Source organism: Phormidium sp. CCY1219, assembly GCF_055795085.1.
On record NZ_JAYFEQ010000221.1, the window covers coordinates 1 to 8,494 of the forward strand.

Annotated in this window: 6 protein-coding genes and 1 pseudogene; all 7 read right to left on the minus strand. The window is 50.2% G+C overall.

The features are described from left to right. A pseudogene (locus AC0QH1_RS01950) lies at positions 1-884 on the minus strand (hypothetical protein); the annotation flags it as partial. A gap of 163 nt (positions 885-1,047) precedes the next feature. Then, positions 1,048-2,316 carry an aspartate aminotransferase family protein gene (locus tag AC0QH1_RS01955; protein ID WP_324629088.1) on the minus strand — a complete coding sequence of 423 codons (1,269 nt, stop codon included), beginning with the start codon at positions 2,314-2,316 and terminating at the stop codon, positions 1,048-1,050. Positions 2,317-2,810: 494 nt separating this feature from the next. After that, a complete protein-coding gene (locus AC0QH1_RS01960; RefSeq protein WP_324629090.1) occupies positions 2,811-4,427 on the minus strand; it encodes an HlyD family secretion protein in 1,617 nt (538 codons plus the stop codon). A gap of 50 nt (positions 4,428-4,477) precedes the next feature. Continuing rightward, a complete protein-coding gene (locus AC0QH1_RS01965; protein ID WP_324629091.1) occupies positions 4,478-6,241 on the minus strand; it encodes a hypothetical protein in 1,764 nt (587 codons plus the stop codon). Between the two features lie 300 nt (positions 6,242-6,541). Then, positions 6,542-6,976, minus strand: coding sequence for an aspartyl protease family protein (locus tag AC0QH1_RS01970; protein WP_324629092.1), 435 nt, complete (start codon positions 6,974-6,976; stop codon positions 6,542-6,544). 106 nt (positions 6,977-7,082) lie between these two features. Continuing rightward, positions 7,083-7,652 carry a Uma2 family endonuclease gene (locus tag AC0QH1_RS01975; protein ID WP_324629093.1) on the minus strand — a complete coding sequence of 190 codons (570 nt, stop codon included), beginning with the start codon at positions 7,650-7,652 and terminating at the stop codon, positions 7,083-7,085. A 134-nt stretch (positions 7,653-7,786) separates the two neighbouring features. Then, positions 7,787-8,353, minus strand: a complete 567-nt coding sequence (locus tag AC0QH1_RS01980; protein ID WP_324629096.1) for a Uma2 family endonuclease — start codon at positions 8,351-8,353, stop codon at positions 7,787-7,789. Positions 8,354-8,494 lie beyond the last annotated feature (141 nt).

The window sequence follows — 8,494 nt, forward strand, 5'->3', positions numbered from 1 at the left end:
TGCAGGCGGTTTACCGTGGCTTGCTGAGCCTCTACATCTCCGCGCACCTGGGCTTGCAGGCGGTTTACCGTGGCTTGGGCGGCGGTTTTTTGCCCTTCTAGCTCTGCTTGCAAGCGATTAATCGTGGCTTGTTGGGCATTCACCTGTTCTTCGAGTTCCGCTTGCAGGCGCTCGATCCGCGCCTGCTGAGCCTGGATGTCTCCTTGCACCTGCGCCTGTACGCGGGCAATGGTGGCATCTTGGGCGGTGACGTCCCCCTGCACCTGCGCCTGTACGCGGGCAATGGTGGCATTTTGCATCTCGATGTCCCGGGGAATCTGGGCTTCCAGACGCGCCACTGTGGCTTCTTGGGCGGCAATTTCCCCGGTTTTGGCTCCGGATTTGACTTGCGCTAACTGCGCTTGCGCGATTTTGACTTGTTGTTGGGCGCTTTCGAGTTCGGCGGAAAGGCGATCGCGATCGTTCATTATCGCCACCACTTGATCGGCGCGCACGTTATCCCCTTCCTCCACCAAAAGTTCGCTCACCCGTTGTGCCGGTTGGGAGGTGGAAGCGGAAAGTTGAATCACTTCCCCTTCCGGTTCTAACCGCCCTAAAGCGGCGACAAACTGTATCGGTTCTGGGGTGGAGAGGGAAGATAGGGGCGAGGACTCATTTCTCCCATAGCCCATTTGAAAGAGGGTGTAGAGAGAATATCCCCCGGTGGCGATCGCGCTGATGACGAGCAACACCGTCACCCATCCGGGAAGGAGGCGTTTGGGTTCTTCGGTACCCTTCGGATGAGAGTCCAAAGCGCTCCCCGGTGCATCCACAACCTTTCCTAAATTCCCTCGCGAATTCAGTTCCGGTTTGTTGTCGCTGCCTTTCGGCGACTCCTGAACCATGACTTGCAAAACCAGAAATGGTGCTTCTGGGTTTATTATTACCCGTCTGTTGCCTCCACCACCACAAGTCAATCCCAGATGCAGGGGCGAGCTGTAGGGTGGGCAAGGAATTGCCCACCCTACCGGTGAGAGCGGTGCGTAAGTCCGGTTAGTTAAAGATTGCTCAATTCTTCATTACTTTGGCGATCGCAAATCCGAGTGCTTCTAGGGCGCGATTGACTTCCGATTCGCTGACAATTAAGGGGGGAACGAAGCGCACCACTTTCGGTCCGGCGGGAACGAGCAATAAACCTTCTGTCATGGCGGCTTTGACGATATCGAGAGAGGTGATTTCTGTCTCGCCTTGGAGTTCCATGCCGTTAATTAACCCCCAACCGCGCACCTCGGCGATGAGCTGGGGATAATTTTGGGCGATCGCGTTTAAGCCGGCCCGCAATTGTTCCCCCCGTTGGGTGGTATTTTCCAACAGGCGATCGCGTTCTATGGTGTGACAAACCGCTAGCGCTGCACCGCAGGCGAAGGGATTTCCGCCAAAGGTGCTGGCGTGATCCCCGGGTTGGAAGATATCGCAAAACGATTTACATAAAGTTGCGCCGATGGGAATCCCGCCCCCGAGTCCTTTGGCGGAGGTGAAAATATCCGGTTCGATGCCGAGATTTTCATATCCCCACTGCTTACCGGTGCGTCCCATTCCTACTTGCACTTCATCTAAAATCAGCAGGATGCCGGTTTCGTCACAGATTTGGCGCACTTGCTGGAAGTAGCTGGCGTCGCCGGGCCGCACCCCGCCTTCTCCTTGCAGGGGTTCGAGCAAAATGCCCGCCACTTGCCGTTTTCCTGCGCTATCCAGGTGAGCGATCGCCTCTTTGAGTGCTTCGATATCGTTGTACGGTACGTAGTAAAATCCGGGCACTAATGGGTCGAAGTTTTTCTGGTATTTCGGTTGACCCGTGGCGGTGATGGTGGCGAGGGTGCGCCCGTGAAAGCTCGCATTGGCGGTTAGAATCACCGGCTGGTCGATGTTGAGGACTTTGTGGGCGTATTTGCGCGCCAGTTTGATGGCTCCTTCATTCGCTTCCGCCCCGGAATTGCAGAAAAAGGCGCGATCGGCACAAGAGCTATCCACCAACCACTTCGCTAGTTCCCCCTGCTCTGGGATATAGTACAAGTTCGACACGTGGTGCAACTTCTGGATTTGTTGCGTCACCGCTTCCACTAACGCGGGATGGGCGTGACCCAGGGTGCAGGTGGCAATCCCGGCGACAAAATCCAGGTATTCCCCGCCCTGCGCGTCCCACAGGCGACAGCCCTCCCCCCGCTCTAGGGCAATGGGAAACCGCCCGTAAGTGCCCATCACGGCGGCGTCAAATTCCGCCATATCAAAATTTGCGCCTGGATTTGAAGGGTTTTGAACTAAGGTTTCTGGTGTCATCTCAATCGCTGCTTATTTATTGCAGTCTGTTATAGCATTTTTCTCGCTCTAAATGAAGTGTCCCACCGACTGGCAAATGTGGTGGAATCTTAATATTCGGCCAGACACATTCCCACCATTGGGCAATTTATTTTTTGTATAGTATCTTAAGGGCTAAGCAAGGAGGCAACTTTTTTGGCACATCGATTGGGGGGCGGCGGAGCCTCGGGAGGCGCGTTCCCAGGCTGAGCCTGGGAACGAGTTACAAATCGGATGAGAGATGCTTCCGACCCCCCCCTCTTGTAGAGACGCGATTTATCGCGTCTGCTTCGGGGACTGGGGGGGTACTCACTCTAACACTAAGATCGAAAAATGGTGGGATTAAATTAGTTTTGAAATCGAGATTATTATTTAGGGTGCGAGGTAAACTTCGGCCAATATACCAGCCTTGCGCCTCCCTCGCACCCCTTCGTTGACTCTCACATCACGTCCTGATGTTTCCACCGCATGCGATATTACTCTTGCGAAAACCAAGGAAAATACTTGTCAAACTCAAACAACTTGTTTAACTCGTGCTGCACCTTTTGGTAAATCCGCATTTCCCCGGTTTCGATATGAGCAAATCCTTCCATGCCGGGTCGTAAAATATTATTCCGATTGTCGATTAAAATCGTCACGGTTAACATGGGATTTGTTCCGGCTTCTTTCGCCTGAATCCTCGAACTAATATCCTGCACTTTTGCTTTATATTTGGGACTGTAAGGGTCGCTGGTTTTAAATATCACCGATTGACCTTTCTTGACCAGATTGACCTCTTCCTGCGGAACTTTAATCGCCCCGGTGAGCTGACCCAAATCGGCAATTTCTAAAATAATATCGCCGACTTGCAAGGTATTTTTATTCATTAAGTCTATTTTTTCAGTCAGAACCGTTCCCGTGGTTTCTGCATTCAGAATCAGCTCTCGTTCTCGATTTTGCAAGCGGGAAATTTCCCCTTGTGCTTGGGTGACTCGTTCCATTTCGCTGGCGATCGCAGCCTCGGCGGCTTCCACTTCTTTTTTCGCAGAACGTCGGGCTGCAACGTGAGGCTGAATATCATTTTCGCGCTCATCTCGCATCTCTTCCATTTGTTTTTTTACATCGTTGATTTGCTCGGATTTCGCGCCGATGAGCTGATATTTTTGGTCGATTAAGTTTTTGTGCTGACGAATTTCGCTTTCTTTTTGGCGGATTTGCTGTCGCTTGACTTCTAGTTGATGGTCTTGCTGTTGGATTTGACTTTGGAACTGAACTTTTTGCATCTGCAAATCTCGCAGTTCTTTTCCGTTCCTAGCCAATGCCCCTTCCTCGGCTAATTTGAGATATTCAGTCAGGTCTTTTTCTACCAGGCTCAATTGTTCTTGCAAGGCGAGCTTTTCGCTGTCAATGGTTGCCATTTCGCTTTGAATCCCGGTGATTTCACTTTCAAAGCCGGAAATGACATTGCGAATGCCCGCTATTTCGCTTTTTATGCCGTCGATTTCTCGTTCGATTTGGCGAATTTTCGGCTGTTTTTCGCCGGAGATAATGGAATCGATTTCGGCTTGTTTTTTGGCCGCGCGATCGCGGGCAATGGCTTCGCCTTCTTTAGCGTTTTCTAGTTCGGTTTGAGCGATAGTTAACCGCTTGTTAGCGGCAGATAATGCGGATTCGGCTTGTTGAAGGGTGCTTTCTGCTGCGGCAATTTGGTTGTCGATTTCGGGACTGGAAATTTCCGCCACCACCTCACCGGCGTTGACTTGTTCGTTACTCTCCACCTGTAGCGTTACCTTACCGGCGATCGGCATGGTAATTTGTTCGCGGGCATTAACGCGCGAGGTGATTTCACCTTCTCCGGTAACGTAGTTGGTAATGGGCATGCGGGCGATCGCGCCCACTCCCGCCAGCAGCAACAGCGTGAGGAACCATTTCCCGTAAGGTTTCGGTTTCGCCGGCGCTTGGGCGGCGGGCGCTTGGGCGGGCGAAGGTGCTACAGGTTCCGGGATCGGCGCAACGGGCGGTGATTTCGGTTCCGGCGCAGGTGCTTTGGCGCGCGCTTTGGGGGGCACCACTTTTAAGGGAGAATCTTGCGGTTGCGGGTTAGTTGCACTCATAATGGTAGATGTCCTTTTGTGAGAATTAATCGGTTGACAAGCAGGGAAATTCACGATTTATCGCTGGGAAAGAAATAGTAAATCAGCCAGAGAACCAACAGCGACAAAGCGGTTAAGGGAATATTCGTCAAACTCCAATCGGCAATTCTGGCGAATAAAAATCCAAAGACAAAATAAATATAAGCCAAGCTCAAAGGAGCGTAAATCGCTAAAATTAGCGCATCGCTGGCGGTTTCCCGAATTGGCTTTCCGGTTAATAAATTGCCATACAAGGCAAACGATCGCGTCCTGAGATTGTTAATCCCAGTTAGGGCCACGGCGAGATAGTAGCCATCAAATTTTGCTAGGGGATTGAGGTTAATGGCGACGGTAACTAAGGCACCTCCCATTAACAAATAACTGGCAATATGCAGCCAACTGCTGGATGTTGTCCAATTCCACAACCCCAATGCGATCGCCCAAATGGCAAACTGCACCAACAATCCCGCCCCCACCACCAAAACTCGCTTCATTCTCGACAAACAATAGGAATCGGTGGTATTGGTATATGCGGCGGGCATACACATAATAATCAGCAATCCCATTTTCGGCACCACTCCGCCAAAGTTTTTTAAGGTAAAGGCATGACCGAGTTCGTGAAGGCTAACCACCAACATGGAAAGCAGGGCAAAGGGTATAATTAAACCACCGCCATGCGCCTGAATGAGTTGCTGTCCCGTATGGAAAATCAGGTCTCGTTGCTTGACGCCAATAATTGCCGAAAAAGCCAAGGTGCTAAATAACAGAAACGCAAAGGGTTTCGTCCAAATCCAACGCAAGCGATCGATATGTCGATTCAGCCAAGGGTCGGGATTAAATAACGGAATCCGGAAGTAAAGCAACTGCATCGGATTGAACTTGCGCTTCGGCGGCGGGGGCGGTGTCGTCCCTTCCAGCATCGCCGTAATTGTCAGCAGTTTGAGCAGGTGTTTCAGTTCGCTTTTGCTAATACAAAATTCCGCCAAAATTGCCGCAGTCGAACGTCTCCCCAGTTGGTCGATAATCGCTTTATCGTCATCGCTGACTTGCAAAAAAGTCATATCTTCCGGGTTGCGAAGAATCCAGTACCCACCCGGATGGTCGATAAATTGCACGCTGGCTTTTAGGCGCGGCGAATTCTCCGCAGCTTTCTTTGGGGCAGATTCCGCTTTTATTTCGGAATTTGGCAGTTGTAAAATATTGAGTTCGATGAGTTTTTGCAGCAATTGTGCGATAAAATTTTTTGGGATTTTATCGCCGAAGTGCTGTTGCGATAAATCTTGGATTTGACCGACGGTAAATTGTCCGGTAAAGTATTGCAAAGCGTAGCCTTCTGGGGCAGAAAAGATAACCCGCAGGTTGCCTTCCGTGGCTTTGAGAACCATTTGGTCCGAGTCGGGGACGGAGGATACACTCCAGTAGGGGGTTAAGTCGGGACAGATCCACTCCTCGGAGATAGAATGGTAAGCCTCTGTGGGTGGAGACTCCGCTTCGGAATGGTGTAAGATGTTGAGGTCGATGAGTTTTTGCAGCAGTTCTTCCACGAAGGTGGGCGAGATGCGATCGCCAAATTTTTTTTCGCAGCGCTGTTGGATTTGTGCTAGAGTGAGCTTACCCGTGAAATGCTGCAAGGCGAAGCCTTCGGTGAGGGAGAATTGAACTTGGGTGTTTTCTTCGCGCGATCGCAGCACGATTTTTTCCGCACCTTTCACCTTAGCCAGTTGCCAATAGGTGCCGAGGTTGGGAGACAGCCAGTCGCGATAGTTGGGGTCGAGTGGAAGGTTCTGAGAGTTCATAGCGATCGCCTCTTCTGGGCAGAGAATCTACAAAACAACCGAGGGGCTGCTTTCTGTATAGTTTCGGGACGCTTGCGATCGGTGTCCGAGGGAGCCTTGTCGCCCCCACCCCGATGTTCTATATCCTACCACGGTTTGAAGCAGATTTTCTCGGTTGACCAGAAAAAAAATCCAACCCAGACGCTGAATGGTATAAAATTCGTTATATCGTTACAAAAATTTATATTCGATGAGCAGTCGCTTTTCTCCCACTTAACGCGATCGCCCTGACCCGGGAGGCGATCGCCGTCGCGATGCCCATCAAAGAATCGTCAAATAAGTATCCACAGAGGTTTCCGGTAAAACAATTAATCGCTGATTTTTTAAATCCAATTCAATCCCCAAAGCTTCCAGAGGAATGACCCCCAACAGCGGATCCCGCCCCCCGGGCAATTCCAAACATTCAAACGTCCCCTCCCGTCCCAGCAGAGAAATGCGCGCATCTTGGAAAATGCGGGCTTTACTGAGTCCATTGGCGGTGGTCACATCCACTTCCCGGAGCAATTCTAAACCCAATTTGGCGATCGCCTCTGTGGGTAAGCACAGAGTAGTAGCCCCCGTATCCACCAATACGTTATTGAGGGTAAGAGAGCGGACTTCCGCTGGGGGAATATATCCGCGTGTTGCAGCAGATTGATCCGCTCGATTGATAATGGTCAATGTGGTGGTGATTTTTCCCATTTGTTCTGTAGACATAATTGTAACTCCCAATACTATACCACTATTGTAAAGTAAAAAATCGCGAAGTGGGGCGATTAACTCGCGATCGGGAAACCACTGCTATAAATTAAACCAATCCCCCCTAGAAATCCTCATTTTCTTCAAACACAGGCGGCCACAATTCCGAAATCTGCAATTCCCATCCCGGAAATAATTCCGGAATCGTCAGAGTTTCTTCGTCTTGAAAGACCATCGGATTTTGCGCGGGACGATAGAGCGTCACAGTCAGCTCGTCTGGGTCAACTAACAGGCCAATTTTAACCCCTTGGTCGAGAAACATGGCAATTTTATCCTGCAATTTAGACAGGCGATCGCTCTGGGATTTAATTTCCACCACCAAATCCGGAACCACTTCGCTAAAATAGCGAACCGTGCGCGGCATTCGTTCCCGGGAAACATAAGAAACATCCGGTGCAGTTAAATCCGAATTCGGAAGAATAAAACCCCCGCTAGAATCAAACACCAATCCCAAACGACGCGGGGACACCCATAGTTTGAGAAGAAAGCTCAACTGTGCCCCAATGTAGCTGGATACGATATCTGACGGCCCCATGACAATCAGTTCTCCCTCGCGCAATTCTATCTGGTAGTCATCTGGAGCGTTTTGGAGTTGGTCTTGCAGTTTTTCTAAGTGGTTAACTGTTAAAGACATAAATTTTCCTCCCTTGATTTATTTCTGATTATAACCTAAACTCTGATTTTGGAGTAAAATGAGGATGCCGAGACAAGCCCAGCATCCTACTCTAAAAAAAGGCGATCGCACTGCAATGTCAATTAAATCCCTCCTTAGTCCTCCTCCTCAAATATTACCGGCCAAAGTTCTTCCACGACTAATTCCCATTCTGGGAGTAATTCCGGCAGGATTAAAATGTCACCATTGCCCAAGGTTTGTACCGACCCATCGGGACGGTAAACCTCGAGGAGACAAGTATCGGGATCGATTAAGATCGCAACTCGCACGCCTTGGTCGAGATACACTTGAATTTTTGACTGCAATTTTTTGACTCTATCGCTTTGAGATTTGACTTCTACAACTAAATCGGGGACGAGAGCAGCAAAATAGCGAATGCTGCGGGGGAGGCGATCGCGCGAAACAAAAGAAACATCCGGTGCTTTCAGGTCACTATTGGGTAAAATAAACCCACCGGCGGAGTCGAAGACGCGACCCAAACGGCGCGGTTTCACCCAATTGCTTAGTTGACGGGCGAATTCCAGGGAGACTTCACTGGCGACAATATCCGATGGCCCCATAACAATAATTCTCCCTTCTTCCAGTTCGAGTTGATAATCAAAACCAGCCTCGCTGAGGATTGACTCAATTCGTTCCACGTCTTTTACAGTCATCTCAGGCATAGTGGAGAACTCCAATTGCGTTCTGAGGATTTATTGTAACGGGAAAGGAGCTTGTAGGGTGGGTAGCTTGTAGGGTGGGCAGGGTCACTAGATTTGATGCTAGAACGACTGATTTTATAACCCTGCCCACCCTACGAACTA